18 protein-coding genes are annotated in these 16374 nt (G+C 70.6%); 10 read left to right on the forward strand and 8 right to left on the reverse strand.

What is annotated here, in order from left to right:
• Positions 1-13 precede the first annotated feature (13 nt).
• The 4 genes from ACIBKY_RS18495 to fdhD are packed head-to-tail and all read left to right on the forward strand — an operon-like array spanning position 14 to position 5349.
• Entirely contained in the window at positions 14-1915 is a 1902-nt protein-coding gene (locus tag ACIBKY_RS18495) for a molybdopterin oxidoreductase family protein (RefSeq protein WP_397097869.1), read from the forward strand.
• Positions 1915-3660, forward strand: coding sequence for an NAD(P)H-dependent oxidoreductase subunit E (locus tag ACIBKY_RS18500; protein WP_397097870.1), 1746 nt, complete (start codon positions 1915-1917; stop codon positions 3658-3660). The genes ACIBKY_RS18495 and ACIBKY_RS18500 overlap by 1 nt, the downstream gene beginning before the upstream one ends.
• Positions 3660-4499 carry a 2Fe-2S iron-sulfur cluster-binding protein gene (locus ACIBKY_RS18505; RefSeq protein WP_397098408.1) on the forward strand — a complete coding sequence of 280 codons (840 nt, stop codon included), beginning with the start codon at positions 3660-3662 and terminating at the stop codon, positions 4497-4499. Before ACIBKY_RS18500 ends, ACIBKY_RS18505 begins: the two co-directional genes overlap by 1 nt.
• Positions 4492-5349, forward strand: a complete 858-nt coding sequence (gene fdhD, locus ACIBKY_RS18510; protein ID WP_397097871.1) for a formate dehydrogenase accessory sulfurtransferase FdhD — start codon at positions 4492-4494, stop codon at positions 5347-5349. Before ACIBKY_RS18505 ends, fdhD begins: the two co-directional genes overlap by 8 nt.
• 252 nt (positions 5350-5601) lie before the next feature.
• Here the strand turns inward: fdhD and ACIBKY_RS18515 are convergent, their stop codons facing one another.
• Together ACIBKY_RS18515 and ACIBKY_RS18520 are read right to left on the reverse strand one after the other, a co-directional pair.
• Entirely contained in the window at positions 5602-6093 is a 492-nt protein-coding gene (locus ACIBKY_RS18515; protein ID WP_397097872.1) for a carboxymuconolactone decarboxylase family protein, read from the reverse strand.
• Between the two features lie 35 nt (positions 6094-6128).
• Entirely contained in the window at positions 6129-6386 is a 258-nt protein-coding gene (locus tag ACIBKY_RS18520; protein ID WP_397097873.1) for a hypothetical protein, read from the reverse strand.
• A 50-nt stretch (positions 6387-6436) separates the two neighbouring features.
• Between ACIBKY_RS18520 and ACIBKY_RS18525 the strand changes: the two genes are divergently transcribed.
• Positions 6437-7324 carry a sigma-70 family RNA polymerase sigma factor gene (locus ACIBKY_RS18525; RefSeq protein WP_397097874.1) on the forward strand — a complete coding sequence of 296 codons (888 nt, stop codon included), beginning with the start codon at positions 6437-6439 and terminating at the stop codon, positions 7322-7324.
• Between the two features lie 4 nt (positions 7325-7328).
• Here ACIBKY_RS18525 and ACIBKY_RS18530 read toward each other — a convergent pair whose 3' ends face one another.
• Positions 7329-7970 (reverse strand): TetR/AcrR family transcriptional regulator, encoded by a 642-nt coding sequence (locus ACIBKY_RS18530; protein ID WP_397097875.1) that lies wholly within the window; start codon positions 7968-7970, stop codon positions 7329-7331.
• A gap of 125 nt (positions 7971-8095) precedes the next feature.
• Between ACIBKY_RS18530 and ACIBKY_RS18535 the strand changes: the two genes are divergently transcribed.
• Together ACIBKY_RS18535 and ACIBKY_RS18540 are read left to right on the forward strand one after the other, a co-directional pair.
• A complete protein-coding gene (locus ACIBKY_RS18535) occupies positions 8096-8437 on the forward strand; it encodes a hypothetical protein (protein ID WP_397097876.1) in 342 nt (113 codons plus the stop codon).
• Positions 8438-8471: 34 nt separating this feature from the next.
• On the forward strand, positions 8472-9113 hold the full coding sequence (locus ACIBKY_RS18540) for an SRPBCC family protein (protein WP_397097877.1): 642 nt from the start codon (positions 8472-8474) through the stop codon (positions 9111-9113).
• A gap of 86 nt (positions 9114-9199) precedes the next feature.
• On the opposite strand, the gene ACIBKY_RS18545 is transcribed toward ACIBKY_RS18540, so the two are convergent.
• The 3 genes from ACIBKY_RS18545 to ACIBKY_RS18555 form a co-directional block, all read right to left on the reverse strand.
• Positions 9200-10135 carry a LysR family transcriptional regulator gene (locus ACIBKY_RS18545; protein WP_397097878.1) on the reverse strand — a complete coding sequence of 312 codons (936 nt, stop codon included), beginning with the start codon at positions 10133-10135 and terminating at the stop codon, positions 9200-9202.
• A gap of 156 nt (positions 10136-10291) precedes the next feature.
• Positions 10292-11011 carry a DUF5941 domain-containing protein gene (locus ACIBKY_RS18550; protein WP_397097879.1) on the reverse strand — a complete coding sequence of 240 codons (720 nt, stop codon included), beginning with the start codon at positions 11009-11011 and terminating at the stop codon, positions 10292-10294.
• Positions 11008-12528, reverse strand: coding sequence for a CDP-alcohol phosphatidyltransferase family protein (locus ACIBKY_RS18555; protein ID WP_397097880.1), 1521 nt, complete (start codon positions 12526-12528; stop codon positions 11008-11010). The genes ACIBKY_RS18550 and ACIBKY_RS18555 overlap by 4 nt, the downstream gene beginning before the upstream one ends.
• Positions 12529-12646: 118 nt before the next feature.
• On the opposite strand from ACIBKY_RS18555, the gene recO reads away from it, so the two are divergent.
• Both recO and ACIBKY_RS18565 read left to right on the forward strand, forming a co-directional pair.
• On the forward strand, positions 12647-13381 hold the full coding sequence (recO, locus tag ACIBKY_RS18560) for a DNA repair protein RecO (protein WP_184966475.1): 735 nt from the start codon (positions 12647-12649) through the stop codon (positions 13379-13381).
• Entirely contained in the window at positions 13378-14157 is a 780-nt protein-coding gene (locus ACIBKY_RS18565) for an isoprenyl transferase (RefSeq protein ID WP_379621998.1), read from the forward strand. Before recO ends, ACIBKY_RS18565 begins: the two co-directional genes overlap by 4 nt.
• A gap of 40 nt (positions 14158-14197) precedes the next feature.
• Here the strand turns inward: ACIBKY_RS18565 and ACIBKY_RS18570 are convergent, their stop codons facing one another.
• Complete coding sequence (locus tag ACIBKY_RS18570; protein ID WP_397097881.1) at positions 14198-14746, reverse strand: CGNR zinc finger domain-containing protein; 549 nt, start codon at positions 14744-14746, stop codon at positions 14198-14200.
• A 72-nt stretch (positions 14747-14818) separates the two neighbouring features.
• Here ACIBKY_RS18570 and ACIBKY_RS18575 point away from each other — a divergent pair, with 72 nt between their 5' ends.
• Positions 14819-15742, forward strand: a complete 924-nt coding sequence (locus ACIBKY_RS18575) for a DMT family transporter (protein ID WP_397097882.1) — start codon at positions 14819-14821, stop codon at positions 15740-15742.
• Positions 15743-15853: 111 nt separating this feature from the next.
• Here ACIBKY_RS18575 and ACIBKY_RS18580 read toward each other — a convergent pair whose 3' ends face one another.
• A complete protein-coding gene (locus tag ACIBKY_RS18580) occupies positions 15854-16258 on the reverse strand; it encodes a YybH family protein (RefSeq protein ID WP_397097883.1) in 405 nt (134 codons plus the stop codon).
• Positions 16259-16374: the final 116 nt, after the last annotated feature.

Below are 16374 nucleotides of genomic sequence, written 5' to 3' on the forward strand. Positions count from 1 at the left end.
GAATGGAGGGATCATGAGCTACGACCGCCTGACCCATCCACTGGTGCGCGAGGACGGCGTGCTGCGCGAGGCCACTTGGGACGAGGCGCTCGACCGCGCCGCCGAAGGCTTCAGGCGCGCCGTCGGCCGGCACGGCCCCGACACCTTCGCGATGTTGTCGTGCGCCCGCTCCACCAACGAGATGAACTACATAGGCCAGAAGTTCACCCGTGTGGTCATGGGCACCAACAACGTGGACTCCTGCAACCGCACCTGCCACGCGCCCAGCGTGGCGGGGTTGTCGGCGGTGTTCGGCAGCGGTGGCGGCACCTCCTCCTACCAGGAGGTCGAGGACACCGACGTCATCGTGATGTGGGGCTCGGCCGCCAGGAACGCCCACCCCATCTTCTTCCACCACGTGCTCAAGGGCATCCACAAGGGCGCCCGCATGTTCGCCGTCGACCCCAGGCGCACCGGCACCGCGCAGTGGGCCGACCGCTGGCTCGGCCTGAACGTGGGCACCGACATCCCCCTCGCCCACGCGGTGGCCCGCGAGATCATTCACGCCGGCCTGCACAACAGGGCGTTCATCGAGCGGGCGACGGCAGGCTTCGCGGAGTTCGCCGCCTCGGTCGAGCCGTGGACGCTGACCGCCGCCGAGCAGGTGACCGGCGTGCCGGCCGAGGCGATCAAAGAACTGGCCCACGCCTATGCCCGCGCCGACCGCGCCCAGTTGTGCTGGACGCTCGGCATCACCGAGCACCACAACGCCACCGACAACGTGCGCGCGCTGATCAACCTGGCGCTGCTCACCGGCCACGTCGGCCGCTACGGCTCCGGCCTGTCCCCCCTGCGCGGCCAGAACAACGTGCAGGGTGGCGGCGACATGGGCGCCATCCCCAACCGCCTGCCCGGCTTCCAGGACATCCTCGACCCGGCCGTACGGCGGCGCTTCGAGTCAGCCTGGAACATCGGGATTCAGCCGAAATATGGTCTTAATCTCACCCAGATGCTGGAGGCGATGGCCGAGGGCGAGGTCACCACCTGCTACCTCATCGGCGAGAACCCCGTCCAGTCCGAGGCCGACTCGCTGGCCTGCGTCAAGCGCCTGTCCATGCTCGACCACCTGGTCGTCCAGGACATCTTCCTCACCAAGACCGCCCAGATGGCCGACGTCGTCCTGCCCGCCAGCGCCGCCTGGTGCGAGAGCGACGGCACGTTCACCAACAGCGAGCGCCGCGTCCAGCGCGTCCGCAAGGCGCTCGACCCGCCGGGCGAGGCCCGCGACGACATCTGGATCATGTGCGAGCTGGCGCGCAGGCTCGGCCACGACTGGCACTACGACGGCGCCGAAGAGGTCTGGAACGAACTGCGCGCCCTCTCCCCCGCCCACGCCGGCATGACCTACCAGCGGCTGGCCGACCTGCAGGGCATCCAGTGGCCCTGCCCCTCCGAGGACTCCGTCGAACCGCCCTACCTGCACGGGCGGCTCTGGGAGAGCGACCCGGCCAGGCGCGGCACGCCGGCGCCGTTCGCCGTGCTGCGTCACTCGCCGCCGGTGGACCTGCTCGACGAGGAGTACCCGCTCCGGCTCACCACCGGGCGGCGGCTCGACTCCTACAACACCGGCGTCCAGTCCTCCGGGTTCGCCTCGCCGCTGCGCCGCGGCGAGACCATCGAACTGTGCCCGGAGGACGCGCTGCGCCTCGGGCTCACCGCCGGCGAGGAGGTGCGGATCACCTCCAGGCGCGGCTCGGTCGTCGCGCCCGTCTTCATCGACCCCGCGCTGCGGCCGGGGCTGGTCTTCATGACGATGCACTTCCCGGACGAGGTCGACACCAACGCCCTCACCATCGAGGCGACCTGTCCCATCGCGGGGACGGCCGAGTTCAAGGCGGCAGCCGTACGCGTCGAGAAGCTTGTGGCGGTGGGCTGATGGACCTGCGCTTCCGCGACGCCGAGCCCACCGCGGAGGAGCGCGCCGCCGTCGACGCGCTGCTCGGACCGCCCGCCACCGCGTGGGACGGCGGCGACAGAACCGCCGCCGGCCTGCGCTCGGCCATCCGCGCGGAACCGGCGCGGGACCTGCTGCTGCCCGCGCTGCACGCGGTCAACGACCGGGTGGGCTGGATCAGCGAGGGCGCGCTCGACTACATCTGCCGCCGGCTGACCGTTCCGCCCGCCGAGGCCTTCGGGGTGGCGTCGTTCTACTCGCTGTTCTCCCTGTCCGAGCGGCCCGCCTCCGTGCTGCACGTCTGCACGGACCTGGCCTGTCACGCTCAGGGCGCTTCCGAGGTACGGCAGGCCGTCGCCGACCGGCTCGGACCGCCCGGGAAGTCCTGGCAGGAGAGCCCGTGTCTCGGGTTGTGCGAGCGGGCACCGGCCTGCCTGACGCTGACGGCGGGCGAGCCGCCCTCCGCCACGGTGGACGCCCCCTATTCCGCGGGTCAGGCCGGTGAGCCGCCCGTGGCGGCGGCGGTGCCGCAGGCCGGGCAGGACGGGCTTGTGCTGCTGCGGCGGGTCGGGGTCGTCGATCCGCTGAGCCTGGACGACTACCGGGCGCAGGGCGGCTACCAGGCACTGCGCCGGGCCTTCCAGCTCGGCCCTGCCGGCGTGATCAGGGAGGTCACCGACTCCGGGCTGGTCGGCAGGGGCGGCGCCGCGTTCCCGACCGGCCGCAAGTGGGAGGCCACGGCCCGCCAGCCCGACCATCCGCACTACCTGGTCTGCAACGCCGACGAGAGCGAGCCGGGCACCTTCAAGGACCGCGTGATCATGGAGGGCGACCCGTACGCGCTGATCGAGGCCATGACGATCGCCGCGTACGCCACCGGGTGCGCCAAGGGCTACCTGTACATCAGGGGCGAATATCCGCGGGCGCGGCACGCGCTGGAGAACGCCATGGCCACGGCCCGCGCCCGGGGTCTGCTCGGCGCGGACATCCTGGGCCAGGGGTTCTCCTTCGACATCGAGCTCCGGCGGGGCGCGGGGGCGTACATCTGCGGGGAGGAGACGGCGATCTTCAACTCCATCGAGGGGCAGCGCGGGGAGCCGCGCAGCAAGCCGCCGTTCCCGGTGGAGAAGGGCCTGTTCGGCAAGCCGACCGTGGTCAACAACGTGGAGACGCTGGTCAACGTGCTGCCGATTCTGGAGAGGGGGCCGTCGGCTTATCGGGGCGCGGAGCCCAAGTTGTTCTGCGTATCCGGAAATATCGTGAAACCGGGGGTCTATGAGCTGCCCTTCGGCGCCACGCTCAGAGAGCTTCTCGACCTGGCCGTGCCCACCGGCACGGTCAGGGCGGTGCTGCTGGGCGGCGCGGCCGGAGCGTTCGTCACCGACCTGGACATCCCGCTGACCTTCGAGGGCACCCGGCAGGCCGGTGCCACCCTGGGCTCCGGCGTCGTGCTGGTGCTCGGCGACGACGTCGACCTCAAGGCCATCCTGCTGCGCATCGCCGAGTTCTTCCGCGACGAGTCGTGCGGGCAGTGCGTGCCGTGCCGGGTCGGGACCGTGCGGCAGGAGGAGGCACTGCATCGCCTCTCGCGCCGCGTCGACCAGTCCGACCTGGTCCTGCTGCGCGAAGTCGGCCAGACCATGCGCGACGCCTCCATCTGCGGGCTCGGCCAGACCGCCTGGAACGCGGTCGAATCCGCCATCGACCGGTTGGGAGTCTTCAAGTGATCCCGTTGCAGCCCCCTCGGCGCCTGATCGACGTCGAGATCGACGGCGAAGCCGTACGCGTGCCCGAAGGAGCGACGCTCCTCGACGCCTGCGCGACGGCGGGAAAGGACATCCCGACGCTCTGCCACGGCGACACCCTCACCCCGAAGAACGCCTGCCGCGTCTGCGTCGTCGAGGTCGAGGGCGCGCGCACGCTGGCCCCCGCCTGCTCGCGCAAGGCCGAGGCCGGAATGAAGGTCGCCACCGGCACCGAGCGCGCCCGCCACAGCCGCAAGGTCGTCCTCGAACTGCTGGCCTCCTCCACCGACCTGTCCACGACCCCGCGGGCCAAGGAATGGATGGCCGAGTACGGGGCCGACCCGGCCAGGTTCGGCGAGGACGCGGCCACCGTCGAGCAGCCCGCCAAGGTGGACAACGACCTCTACGTGCGCGACTACGGCAAGTGCATCCTGTGCTACAAGTGCGTGGACGCCTGCGGCGAGCAGTGGCAGAACTCCTTCGCCATCTCCGTGGCCGGGCGCGGCTTCGACGCGACCATCTCCACCGAATGGGACGCGGCGCTCACCGACTCGGCCTGCGTCTACTGCGGCAACTGCGTGGAGGTCTGCCCGACCGGGGCGCTGTCGTTCAAGACCGAGTTCGACATGCGCGCCGACGGCACCTGGGACGAGGACCGCCAGAGCGAGACCACCACCATCTGCAGCTACTGCGGCGTCGGCTGCAACCTCACCCTCCACGTCCAGGACAACAAGATCGTCAAGGTGACGTCGCCCCACGACAACCCCGTCACCCACGGCAACCTCTGTGTGAAGGGACGCTTCGGATACGGCTATGTCTAGAGTGACGATCAAGCGCCCCATCCTGCGCGTCCGCGACACCACCACCCGCCGCTTCGACTCCCTGGCCGCCGAGGAACCCCTGGAGATCCGCCTCGACGGCACCCCGCTGACCCTCACCATGCGTACCCCCGGGGACGACTTCGACCTGGCCGCCGGATTCCTCGTCAGCGAGGGCGCCGTGGGCCGCGCCGCCGACGTCGCCGCCATCCGCTACTGCGCGGGCGCCCTGGCCGACGGGACACAGACGTACAACGTCCTGGATGTACGGCTGGCGCCGGGCGTACCCCACCCTGAGCCCCGCAACTTCTACACCACCTCCTCCTGCGGCGTGTGCGGAAAGGCGTCGCTGGAGGCGGTACGCACCGTCGCCCGCTGGACACCGCGCGAGGACCCGATCAGGCTGAGCCGCCAGACGATCACCGCCTTGCCGGATCGCCTGCGCTCGGCCCAGCGCGTCTTCGACCGGACCGGCGGGTTGCACGCGGCCGGCCTGTTCTCGCCGGCCGGCGAGGCGATGTGCGTACGTGAGGACGTGGGCCGCCACAACGCCGTGGACAAACTCCTCGGCTGGGCCCTGCGCGGCGACCTGCTGCCGCTGCGCGAAACCGTCCTGATGGTCTCCGGCCGCGCCTCCTTCGAACTGGTGCAGAAGGCGGTCATGGCCGGGATACCGGTGCTGGCCGCGGTCTCGGCACCCTCCTCCCTGGCCGTGGAACTGGCCGCGGAGGAGGGGATGACGCTGATCGGCTTCCTGCGGGGGGAGTCGATGAACGTCTATGCCGGCGAGCACCGCCTCGACGTCACCCCGGCCACCGGCCTCGGCTCGGCCGGTGGACGCAGTCCGGGATGATGACGGGATGCCGCACGGTGTCCGGTGCCCCCGACACCGTCCGGCATCCCACCAGCGCCTCCCGCCAAGGAGCCTCGACCGAAGAATCGCCCCCAACCTTCGCGAACCGGTTGCCAGGGCTCGCTGACAGCGCGCCCCCGCCCTTCGAAGGCTCGGGGCCTGCTCCGCTCTTGTGCGGGGCGCGGCGTCCACGTCTATCCGGCCGGACGCGGCGCCAAGCTCCTGGTATCCGCGAGGGTCAGCTCGTGATCATTAGGGCTGCCTCCACTGGTCCGACGGGGAGACGCCCGGTAGTGGCTTGCCGATGAGGGCCAGGGGGAGGAAGAAGCAGACCTGGCCGATCGCCATGATGAGTGTGGCGAGTGCCTTCTCGTCATAGTGAAGCGAGGCCCGTGCGTACAGTTCGCCGGGGACGCGTTCGCCCGACGGGCTCGGGGTCAGGACGGATTCGACCAGTTCCAGTGCGACCCGTTCGGCGTCGGTGAAGTAGGGCGCGTCTCGCCAGGAGGCGACGGCGGTGATGTTCTCCTCGCTCACGCCTGATCTGCGGAGACCGCCGGTGTGCAGGACGGTCAGGTACGTGCTGCCGGCGAGTTGCCCGGCGCGGAGCTGGACCAGGCCGATGGTGGTCTGCGGGATCGTGCCGTTGCCCGTCGCCTTGTACAGGGCGCCGCCGATGTCCTTGAGCTCGGGGATGAGCGCGAGGGGGTTGGACAGGCGCGACTGCTGCTCGATGGCGGTCATGGTGGTGGGTTCCTTTCCGAACGGTGGTTGCGCCGCTATGACGGATCGCCCGCGGCAAAGGTGACGGCGCGGTGCAGGGCGGCGGCGAGGCGGTCGTGTTCGGGGTAGGACCAGCCGAAGCCGAAGCGGCGCCAGGTGTAGCCGAGGACGATGCCGGTGCGGGGGTCGGCGAAGGCTTCGGAGCCGGCCGAGCCGTCGTGGCCGAACGCGTTCGCGCTGAGAAACGGGTAGCGCAGCCCCTTGACCTGGAATCCGAGCGCGGCGCGGGCCAGAGGTGACCGGTCACCTTTCATGGCTTCGACCCGTCATGGGGATGAAGGAGCCGAAGGAGAGGTACGCGACCGTGACGACCCATGACGCGCTGGCTGTCCAGTTCGAGGGGCACCGCCCCCACCTGAGAGCGGTCGCCTACCGCATGCTCGGCTCGCTGAGCGAGGCCGAGGACGCGGTGCAGGAGTCCTGGCTACGGCTGGCGCGCTCGGACTCCGGTGACATCGACAACCTGGGCGGCTGGCTGACCACCGTGGTCGGCCGGATCTGCCTGGACATGCTCCGCGCCCGCGGGTCCCGGCGGGAGGAGTCTCTCGAGGACCGCCTGCCGGAGCCGTTGATCAGCCGGGAGGACGCCGCGGGCCCGGAACAGGAGGCGCTGCTGGCCGACTCGGTGGGCCTGGCGCTGCTGGTGGTGCTGGAGTCGCTGACCCCGGCGGAACGGCTGGCGTTCGTGCTGCACGACATGTTCGGCCTGCCGTTCGAGCAGATAGCGCCCATCGTGGACCGTTCTTCGGCGACGGCCAAGAAGCTCGCCAGCCGCGCGCGTCAGCGGGTGCGCGGCGTGACCCCGAATCCCGACCCCGACCGGGCGGATCAGCGCCGGGTGGTGGACGCGTTCCTGAGCGCCGCGCGCGGCGGCGACTTCGCCGCGTTGGTCTCCATCCTCGACCCTGACGTCGTCCTGCGCGCCGACGGCGGCGTGCTCGCCGGTGGCCTCAAGGTCATCCGCGGCGCCGCGGCCGTGGCCGGGCAGGCCGCCACCTTCCGGCGGATGGCCAGTGGCACCATCACCCGCCCGGCCCTCGTCAACGGCCTCGCCGGCCTGGTCAACACCATCGACGACCGGCTGATCTCCATCATGAGCTTCACCGTCTGCGGCGGCAGGATCGCCGCGATCGACATCCTGTCCGACCGCGACCGGCTGGCCCGCCTCGACCTCGCCCATCTGGAGCCGTGATCGGTCAGGGGGCCAGGAGGTCGTTCAGTTCGGCCTCGAAGAGCAGGGCGGTGTCGATGCGCATGCCGCTGAAGTGGCCGGCGAGTTCGAGGGACAGGACGCCGTGCACGCGGGTCCAGAAGCTCAGGGCCCGGTGCAGCGCCTCGGGTGGGGCAGGGTGGCCGGCGGCCCAGTCGCGGTGATCGGCCAGGTGGGCGTCGAGCGGGGTCGCGGGGGCGTGCGCGGGTAGCTTGACGGCGGCGTCGAGCAGAGCCGTCATGATCTCGGAGGAGATGAGCGTGATGTCGTCGGGCGCCCGGTAGCCGGGGACGGGCGTGCCGTAGATCAGCAGGTACCGCTGGGGGTCCGCCAATGCCCAGGCGCGCATCGCGCGTGCCAGCCCGGCCAGGTCGGCACCGGCCGCGGCGGCTTCCTGGACGGTGTCGGCGAGGCTTCGGTAGGCGTCCCTGATGAGCTCGGTGATCAGGTCGTCGCGGCTGGCGTAGTAGCGGTAGAGGGCGGGGCCGCTCATGCCCATCTGTTTGGCGATCGCGTTGAGGGAGAGCGCGGAGGCGCCTGTCGTGGCGATCTGTTCCCACGCGTGTTCCTTGATCTCCCCCCGTACCTGCGCCCGGTAGCGCTCGCGGGGGGTCATCGTCTCCGCCATCTCCAGCCGCCTTACATCTTGAAGATTGAGTTAGAAGGTATCACGAAACCTATTGACGCCTTCTTCTGTTTGCAGTTATAACTTCTAACGTAAGCACGAGGCCCTAACGGAACCGAGGAAACGCCATGACCACCGCCGCTCTCGCCACCAACAGCCGCCGCACTCCGCTCGCTGTGACCATCTCCGCCTGGGCGGTTCCCGTCATGGTGATCGGCCAGTTCGCCATGCTCGCGATCATCCCGGTCGTCATCGCCCTGGTCGGGGCGCTCCGCGGCACCCACGACCGGCTGGTCCGGTGGACGGCCGCGGCGGTCGCCGCCACGTGGGCGATCCCGTTCATCATCTGGCAGGCGCGACCCGACGGCGCGCCGAGCATGTCCAAGGACATCCACCCCGGCTTCGTCGCCTTGATCGTCGTCGCGTCCGCCGCGCTCATCCTCGCCATCTTCCGCGCCCGCCGCGGCTGACCGCTCCCCTCCAGAGACCCCCGAAGGAAACACCATGTCCAAGAACCGCGCCCGCCTCGCGGCCGTCACCGTCTCCGTCGCCACCGCCGCCATCCTCGCGGGCAACCTCCCGGCCGCCCAGGCCACCATCGCGCAGCAGCCCAGCCCCACGCGGCAGACCACCGGGCTGACGTGCCGCGGCGCGGGCGTGGACCCCGGCGCTAAGGTCCGCTACCGGAGCGAGATCCTGATCAAGGCGCCGCTGCGCACCATCTGGAACCTGCAGACCGACGTGGAGCGCTGGCCCCGGTGGCAGAAGCCCGTCGCCACCATGAAGCGCCTGGACCAGGGCCCGTTCCGCGAGCACTCGCGGTTCCGCTGGACCACCCCGGTGCCCGCCACCCCGGTCAGCCCGCCCACCACGCTCGTCATCACCTCCACGGTCAAGCAGCTGAAGAAGGACCGGTGCGTCCGCTGGACCGGGCCCGCCATCGGCAAGGGTCTGCGCATCGACCAGGGCGTCCACGTCTGGACGTTCGAAAAGGTCAAGGGCGGTGTCCTCGTACGCACCGAGGAGACCCACGCCGGCGAGCAGATCGAATCCAACGTCCCCCTCGCCACCCGGTTCCTCGGCCAGGGTCTGGAGGCCTGGCTGGGTGCCCTGAAGACCACCGCCGAGGCGAAGCACCGGCGATAGAACCGGAACCAACGCCATCCACGAGGCCCGCACCGGCGCGAACAGCGCCGATGCGGGCCTCGGCGTCGTATGGGCCGGTGCGGCGGTCAGCGCCGGTGCGCCCAGGCCGGTGTCCAGACCTCGCCGTCCGGGCCGCCGGGCGGCCCGGAACCGAAGTGGTCGCGAAGGGCGGCGAGTGCCGGATGCGGGTTGTCGCGGTGCCAGGTCAGCGCGTGCGGATAGACCGGAATGGGATCACGTACGGCGATGCGCCGCAGCCCATGGTCGGCGGGCCAGACGAGCCGGGTCTGCTCCCCCACGAACGTCGCCAGCGACCGGGAGTCGGCGATCGTGTCCAGCAGAGGATCGGTCCCGAAGTCGGGCCCGGTGGTCTCGATGGTGAGCCCGAACGTGGCGGCGAGGTCGGCGTAGTAGGCGGCCCACTCGGTCCCGGGGACGATGCCGGGCATCCAGATCCGGTGTCCGGCCAGGCCGGCGGGCGTGACCGCGCGGGCGGCGGCGAGGTCGTGGGCGGGGCCGGTGAGGAGCTGGATGGGTTCGTCGTGGACCCGGGCGGCCTCGATGTCGTCGGGAAGCCGCCGGCCGGGCATGGTGACGGCGCGGAAGGACGCGTCGATCGTGCCGGAGGTGAGGGCGGCGACGGCCGCGTCGGCGTCGAAGAGGGTCACGACGTCGAGTTCTATCTCGGGATGCGCGCGGTGGAAGGCGCCCAGCAGAGCGGCGGGGGCGAGCCGCCGGCCGATCACGTCGACGCGCAGCGCGCGGCTGCCGGGGCGGACGCTGGCGGCCGCGCGCTCCGCCGCCCGCAGGAGATCGCGGGCATGCGGCAGGAACGCCTGCCCGTCGATGCTGAGCTGGGTTCCGCGCGCGGCACGCGTGAACAGCCGCACACCGAGGTCGCGCTCCAGCGCGGCGACGCGCTTGGACACGGCCTGCTGGGTGATCGACAACTCGTCGGCGGCGTCCTGGAAACGCCGCGCGTCCGCGGCGGCCACGAAGGTGCGCACAGCATCGAGATCCACGCCGCCCGATGGTAGCCGCACAACGTCTGGTTGTGACCGAAGGGTTCGGGCGGCGAAGGATCATGCTCCCGCCAGGGGGCACGTCGGGGCCGGCCGGGAACGGGGCCCGGCGTTTTCGCCGCGCCTGGCCCCGTCCGGCCTGCCGTACCGGAAAAATCAGCCCTTGTCGGCTTCGCCGGTGGCGGCTTCCTGAGCCTCTTCCGGGGAGGCCTCCAGGTCCTGCTCGGCGTCGGCGCCCGCCTGGGCGGAGGCCTTGTCCAGGCGCACCCACGAGGTGACGCTCTCCACCGCGAACAGGACGAACAGGTACGCGGTGAGCACCGCCAGCACCGGCAGCAGGATGTTCAGGGCGGCGCCGGCGCCGATGATCAGCAGCCGCACCTCCCAGCCGAGGCCCGCGTGGAAGACCCAGGCGGGCGGCCAGATGCTCTGGCGGGTGCGGTAGACGGTGTCGTAGGTGTGGTAGCCGACCACGTACACCAGCACGAACAGCAGCCACTTCGGCGCGTCGGCGGCCAGTCCCACCAGGATCACGGTCAGGAACTCGGTGCCGCGCAGCAGCGGCGGCGTGAGCCAGTCGAAGCGGCCCAGGTGGTCGCGCGGGGCGGTGGGCAGCACCAGCAGGACCACGACCAGCGGCGCCACGAAGAGCATCGGGCCCGGCTTCAGCAGCCCGGCCACGCCGAGGGCGATGACGACCAGCAGCGCGGCGAGCGTGGCGGGGACCGGCGGGAGGCCCTTGCCGATCTTGCCGGCGACGGCGTGGACGAGAAGCCCGTCGTCGCGGTAGGCGAGCAGACGGGCCGTCTGGATACGGCGCCGCTCCTCGTCGGGGTCGGGTGTGGGGGTGGCGGCGGCCTGCGGCTGAGTGATCATGCGAGCGACCTCATGAGGCGTCCGGTGAGGGTGTAGGCGGCGGCGACGGTGCCCCAGGCCACCAGGGTGATGAAGGTGACGCGGGCGTCGAAGAGGGCGGCGGTGATCGCGATGGCCGCGAACCGCTCGCCGATGGGGAACACGACCATCTTGCGGGCCCAGTGGACGGCCCGGTAGCGCCCGGCCTTGGTCCACATCTTCAGCAGGCCGCGGATGCCCTGGCTGCGCTCGATCTTGCGCTTCTCCAGGTCCTTGCGGAGTTTGCGGTCGTCGGGGGCGTCCAGCGCCAGCGTGGGCAGTTGCGCCGGGGGCTTGCGGCGGTTGGAGATGCCGAAGGAGAAGTCGAGCAGGTGACGCACCGACTGCAGGCCGAGCGCGGCCAGCGCGAGGATCCAGATGTCGTCGCCGTTGCCGGAGACCACCCAGCCGACGGCCAGGCCCGCGAAGACCACGTACTCCTTGAACCGGTCGAACGTGGCGTCCAGCCACGCGCCCAGCACGCCGAACTTGCGGGCGTAGCGGGCCACCTGGCCGTCGACGCAGTCGAAGACGAAGGCGAAGTAGATGAGCACGCCACCGGCGACCATCCACGGCCGCTGGCCGGTGGCGAAACAGGCCGCCGCCGCCACGCCGAGCAGGATGGAGATCAGCGTCACCTGGTTGGGAGTCAGGCCGCGGCGGGCCGCCCAGCGGGCGATGAAACGCGAGTACGTCGAGACGAAGTAGGTGGTGAAGAAGCCGTCGGCGCCCTTGACCGCGTTGTCGAGCCTGGCGCGGTCCTCGTTCATGCCGGCCATCTCGGAGCCGGCCTCGTTGGCCTCCTCCTGGGTGGAGACCCGGCGGAAGAACAGGTCGCGGCGTCCGCGGATGCCGACCGAGACACCCTTGCGCACCAGCCCGAACGCGACCAGTTGCACCAGGTCGTCGTCGGGGCCGAAACCACCGGCCAGGTCGGCCAGCTCGCGGCAGGTCTCGGCGAGCACCGGCATGTGCTGCACCTTGATGTGCAGCGGGCCGAGCAGCACCGTGTTGGGCCGGGTCACCGCGATGGTGGCGGTGCCGACGGAGACGATGCGGGACTTGCCGGCGCGGGCCCGGACGGGCAGGCCCTCCAGGGTGCGGTCGCCGATCTCGGGCTCGGCCTCGTCGATCGGGACGGTGTCGGCGGCGCTGTCCTCCTGCGTGTCCTCACCGTTGTCCGGCCGCGGCTCCTTGGCCACGAGCGCGAGGGCACCCCGCTTGGCCTTGGTGATCTGGTAGATCAGCTCGTCGTGGATGACGGAGTTGGCCGGGAGGATGAGGAGGTTGTCCGTTGCGGATTCTGCGACGTCGGCAAGGGCACGCAAAGCGGCGGCCACGTCGTGGGGCTCGATCGTGGCCGGCTGCGGATCCAGGGAGAGGATCTGACCGCGCAGTCTCTCGCCAACCGTGGGGTTGCCGGGCAGCGCGGCCAGCCGAAGGCCGGTCGGAGCGGTGTCGGGGCCGGGCGAAGAGCCCAGCAGGACCACGCGGGTCATGACTCCCTTTCGAGGCAGTTGCGGGGGGTTGAACAACGGGTAATGCGGGGACAGACGTCAAAGTCTAGTGAGCCTTGGGTAAAGCCGGTCCACCCGTGTGCCCCAATAGGATGTCCTCGTGAGTCTCTATCGTGACGAGGGCGTAGTCCTGCGCACGCAGAAACTGGGCGAGGCCGATCGCATCATCACGGTGCTCACCAAGCGCACGGGCAAGGTCAGGGCGGTCGCCAAGGGTGTGCGCCGCACCACGAGCAAGTTCGGGGCGCGCCTCGAACCTTTCACTCACGTAGATCTTCAACTGCACGTCGGGCGCTCGCTCGACGTCGTCACACAGGCCGAGACGCTCAGGCCGTACGGCGAGGCGCTGGCGATCGACTACCCGAAGTACACCGCGGGCAGCGCGATGCTGGAGACCGCCGACCGGCTCACCCACGGCGAGAAGGAGCCCGCGCTGCGGCAGTTCCTGCTCCTGGTGGGCGGGCTGCGCACGCTGGCCGACGGCGAACACGAAGCCAGGCTGGTCCTTGACGCGTATTTCCTGCGCTCGCTGGCCGTCGCCGGGTACGCTCCGGCGCTGGAGGCGTGCGCGAGGTGCCGTGCCCCGGCGATCAGGGCGTTCGCGATCGTGGCCGGTGGCGTGGTCTGCGGCGGCTGCAAACCGGCAGGCTCCGCCGTACCGTCGATCGAGACCATCGGGCTCATGACGGCGCTGCTGAAGGGCGACTGGGCGGCGGCCGACGCCTCGCTGCCGCGCCACCGCGGCGAGTGCAGCGGGCTGGTGGCCGCCTACCTGCAGTGGCACCTGGAGCACGGCATCCGCTCGCTCCGACACGTAGAAAGAGAACCGGTTTGAACGTCCGTCCCCCGACGCCCCACCCCTCCGGCGTGACACCGCCGCCGATCCCCCGTGAGCTGGTGCCCAGGCACGTGGCGATCGTCATGGACGGCAACGGCCGCTGGGCCAAGCAGCGCGGGCTGCCGCGCACCGAGGGGCACAAGGCGGGCGAGGCGTCGCTGTTCGACGTGATCGAGGGCGCGATCGAGCTGGGCATTCCCTATCTGTCGGCCTACGCCTTCTCCACGGAGAACTGGAAGCGTTCGCCGGACGAGGTGCGCTTCCTCATGGGTTTCAACCGCGACGTGATCCGCCGCCGCCGCGACGAGCTCAACGCCATGGGCGTGCGGGTGCGCTGGGCGGGCCGGCCGGGGCGGCTGTGGAAGAGCGTGATCTCCGAGCTGGAGACGGCGCAGGAGATGACCGAGCGCAACCGGACGCTGACGTTGCAGTTCTGCGTCAATTACGGCGGCCAGGCCGAAATCGTCGACGCCGCGGTGAAACTGGCCGCCGACATCGCCGCGGGCCGGGTGAAACCGGGCAAGGTCAACGAGAAGGTCTTCGCCCGCTACCTGGACGAACCGGACGTGCCCGAGGTCGACCTGTTCGTGCGCTCATCGGGCGAGCAGCGCTTCTCCAACTTCCTGCTGTGGCAGTCGGCCTACGCGGAGATGGTCTTCCTCAACCGCCTCTGGCCGGACTTCGACCGGCGCGATCTGTGGGAGGCCTGCGAGATCTACGCCAAGCGCGACAGAAGGTACGGCGGAGCCGTACCCAACGAAGTCGCCCGCTGAGACGGGAGGGGGCCCGCACCACGCGGACCCCCGGAGTCCGTCAGGCGCGGCGGCGGGCGCGGTAGGCGGCGACGTGCATGCGGTTTCCGCAGGTACGGCTGTCGCAGTAGACCCGCGAGCGGTTGCGGGACTCATCCACGAACACCCGGTCGCAGTCGGGCGCCGAGCAGGTGCGCAACCGCTCCCACTCGCCCTCGACCAGCAGATGGGCCAGCGCCACCCCGCAGTCGGCGGCCACGTGCTCGGACAGCACGGCGTCCTGCGCGAAGTAGTGCATGTGCAGCGGATGCCCGTCGTGCTCGGCCAGCCGGGGTGTGATACGCGTGTCGGCCAGCAGCGAGTTGAGCAGCCGGACCGCGACGGCCTGGTCGGTGGCCAGGAACACCCGGTGGAAGGCCTCCCGCAGCATGCGCACCTGGCCGAGGTCGCGGGGAGTGAGCACGCCGATGCCGCTGACCTGCCGCGACTCGACGAAGGCCTGCAGGTCGCTCAGATCCGCCAGCCCGTCGTCGCCCCCGGTGGAGGGCGAGGTGTTCACAAGCTCGACGACGGTGGCCAGCGAGTGCACCATGTCATGGCCAAACGGCATATTGACTCCTGTCTACGCCTGCTCATAGCGTGGACGAAGCGTATCTCTACAACGGGCGGGCGGGGGTCCTCGGTGAGTGCACATCGCCGTATCGTGCTGATCGCGGTGGTGGGCGCACTGGTCATCTCCATGTCGGGGCCGCTCGTACGCCTGTCCGGCGTGTCACCGGCCACCTCGGCGTTCTGGCGGCTCGCCTACGCGGTGCCGCCCTTACTCCTGCTGGCCTGGCTGGAGCGACGCCGGCTCGGCCCCCTTCCGGCCAAGGGCCGCTACCTGTCCTGGGCCGCGGGCTTCGTCTTCGCCCTCGACCTGCTGTTCTGGCACACCGCGATCGAGTACGTCGGTGCCGGGCTGGCCACCGTACTCGGCAACCTGCAGGTCTTCCTGGTGGCGTTCGCCGCCTGGGCGATCTTCCGGGAACGCCCCTCCACCCGGCTCATGATCGGCACCCCGGTGGTGTTCACCGGCGTCGTCCTGATCTCCGGCCTCTTCGACAGCGCCGCCTATGGCGCCGACCCCGGGCTCGGCGTCGTGTTCGGCCTCGCCACCTCGGTCGCCTACGCCGCGTACCTGCTGCTGATGAAGGCCGCCGGCCCGCACACCATGACCCCCCTCGCGCACACCGCCGTGGTCGCCACGCTCTCGGTGGCCGTCCTCGGCCCGGTCTTCGGCGGCGCCGACTTCGTACCGGACTGGCCCGCCCACGGCTGGCTGCTCGCCCTCGCCCTGGGGCCTCAGGTCGTCGGCTGGGCGCTCATCACCTGGGCACTCCCCCGCCAGCCCGCCGCCCTCACCGCGCTGCTGCTCCTCATCCAGCCGATGACGACGGTCGCGCTGTCGGCGCTCCTGCTGGACGAACGGCCGTCGCCGTGGCAGTTCGCCGGCTGCGTGGTGATCATCATCGGTGTCCTGTACGGCTCCCGCGGCTCCCCACCCCCGCCACCCGGCCCCCCGGAACCGGCCCAGGCACTCGGCACCTCGTCCCGCCGGACCTGAGGCGCCCGGCGGGAGCACTATGGTGCTGAGCGACGTCAGGAGGCTTCTCGACGACCCGCAGGTCAACAGCATCCACCTCGCCGACGTCGCCCACGACATCAGCGGGACCCGTTAATGGCCGGGAATGCTGATCGGCACCGAGATGTGTTCGTGCGTGATCAGCCACTTGCCGGCCGACCGACGGCAGCAGACGGTCGATCGCACCCAGACGTCACCTTCGGGGCCGCTCGTCCGCGCCCCCGAGTCCAAGTGCAGCATGTGCGCGAACGCCACGTCCCCGCTCACCGCGACGGTCAGCTCGTGCGTTTCCAGGCCGATGGGACCGTCGTAGCTGTCGAACCACCGCACGAAATTGCGGCGGACGTCCTCGGTGCCCGCGAACTGGAGCGGCGGCACGACATCGAAATAGACGATGTCGTCGGCGTAGTGCGACATCAGCCGGTCGATGTCCTTCTTCTGGGCGGCGTCCACGCGGCCCTCCAGAAATGCCCTGAACCCGGACTCACTCGTAGTCATCGCGTCCTCCGTTCCAAACAACGTGTTGTCAGTACTCCGACGACACAACCGTCCGGAACGTCAGGCCGGCGCCAGTAGTTCGACCGATGCGGCCCGATCGTCCGCGCTTCTAGCGT

Source organism: Nonomuraea sp. NPDC050394 (assembly GCF_044459065.1).
Taxonomy (GTDB): Bacteria; Actinomycetota; Actinomycetes; order Streptosporangiales; family Streptosporangiaceae; genus Nonomuraea.

What these genes read in the sequence shown, in the direction of transcription:
- ACIBKY_RS18495 (WP_397097869.1), top strand. Translation starts at nt 14, where the DNA reads ATGAGCTACGACCGCCTGACCCATCCACTGGTGCGCGAGGACGGCGTG.
- ACIBKY_RS18500 (WP_397097870.1), top strand. Translation starts at nt 1,915, where the DNA reads ATGGACCTGCGCTTCCGCGACGCCGAGCCCACCGCGGAGGAGCGCGCC.
- fdhD (WP_397097871.1), top strand. Translation starts at nt 4,492, where the DNA reads ATGTCTAGAGTGACGATCAAGCGCCCCATCCTGCGCGTCCGCGACACC.
- ACIBKY_RS18515 (WP_397097872.1), bottom strand. Translation starts at nt 6,093, where the DNA reads ATGACCGCCATCGAGCAGCAGTCGCGCCTGTCCAACCCCCTCGCGCTC.
- ACIBKY_RS18520 (WP_397097873.1), bottom strand. Translation starts at nt 6,386, where the DNA reads ATGAAAGGTGACCGGTCACCTCTGGCCCGCGCCGCGCTCGGATTCCAG.
- ACIBKY_RS18530 (WP_397097875.1), bottom strand. Translation starts at nt 7,970, where the DNA reads ATGGCGGAGACGATGACCCCCCGCGAGCGCTACCGGGCGCAGGTACGG.
- ACIBKY_RS18535 (WP_397097876.1), top strand. Translation starts at nt 8,096, where the DNA reads ATGACCACCGCCGCTCTCGCCACCAACAGCCGCCGCACTCCGCTCGCT.
- ACIBKY_RS18540 (WP_397097877.1), top strand. Translation starts at nt 8,472, where the DNA reads ATGTCCAAGAACCGCGCCCGCCTCGCGGCCGTCACCGTCTCCGTCGCC.
- ACIBKY_RS18550 (WP_397097879.1), bottom strand. Translation starts at nt 11,011, where the DNA reads ATGATCACTCAGCCGCAGGCCGCCGCCACCCCCACACCCGACCCCGAC.
- ACIBKY_RS18555 (WP_397097880.1), bottom strand. Translation starts at nt 12,528, where the DNA reads ATGACCCGCGTGGTCCTGCTGGGCTCTTCGCCCGGCCCCGACACCGCT.
- ACIBKY_RS18570 (WP_397097881.1), bottom strand. Translation starts at nt 14,746, where the DNA reads ATGCCGTTTGGCCATGACATGGTGCACTCGCTGGCCACCGTCGTCGAG.
- ACIBKY_RS18580 (WP_397097883.1), bottom strand. Translation starts at nt 16,258, where the DNA reads ATGACTACGAGTGAGTCCGGGTTCAGGGCATTTCTGGAGGGCCGCGTG.